The sequence below is a fragment of the Litoribacter populi genome (assembly GCF_007483685.1).
GTDB lineage: Bacteria > Bacteroidota > Bacteroidia > Cytophagales > Cyclobacteriaceae > Litoribacter > Litoribacter populi.
The window spans coordinates 1,191,827-1,192,286 of sequence record NZ_VMKN01000001.1 but is presented as its reverse complement, the minus strand read 5'-3'; the positions used below and the strand labels follow the sequence as shown (position 1 = coordinate 1,192,286).

Genomic DNA, 460 nt, shown 5'->3' with positions numbered 1-460 from the left:
TCCTGTTTTCAGCGCTGGGACACCCAAGGCTAAAAACCGAATAAATCAGCCAATTTTCTTTGACTTTCGTTCAGGATTATTGTTTTAGAAACGGTCTGCTGGCTCGAAGGAATGGTTACTCTTACCGTGTAGATGCCTTTTGCTATGTCAATGGCCTTTTCTGGACTCAGTTCCGACTGCTTTTCCTTCAACAGCCTTTCCAGCTCCTTGTACACTTTGTAGGCCACGAATGCTATACATATATGGGCTTCTATTCTTCTTTGGGCCCTATGATATACCGGCCTTATTTTTAGGTCACTTTTGGCTATCCTGAACGCCTTTTCTATTTTCCACAGATTGTTGTAGTTTTCTATTATTTGGTCTTTCCCCAGTCGTGTATTGGTGATATAGCCTTTCAGGCCGTCCCACCTGGAATCCTGTTCAAATCTTGCCCGGTCGATCTCAATTTTGATTTCGCCCT

At 43.5% G+C, this 460-nt stretch carries 1 protein-coding gene; it reads right to left on the bottom strand.

Annotated features, from left to right (window positions below; genetic code table 11):
* Positions 1–29: 29 nt before the first annotated feature.
* On the bottom strand, positions 30–460 hold a 431-nt coding region (locus FPL27_RS19930), incomplete at its 5' end, for an IS1634 family transposase (protein WP_221936580.1).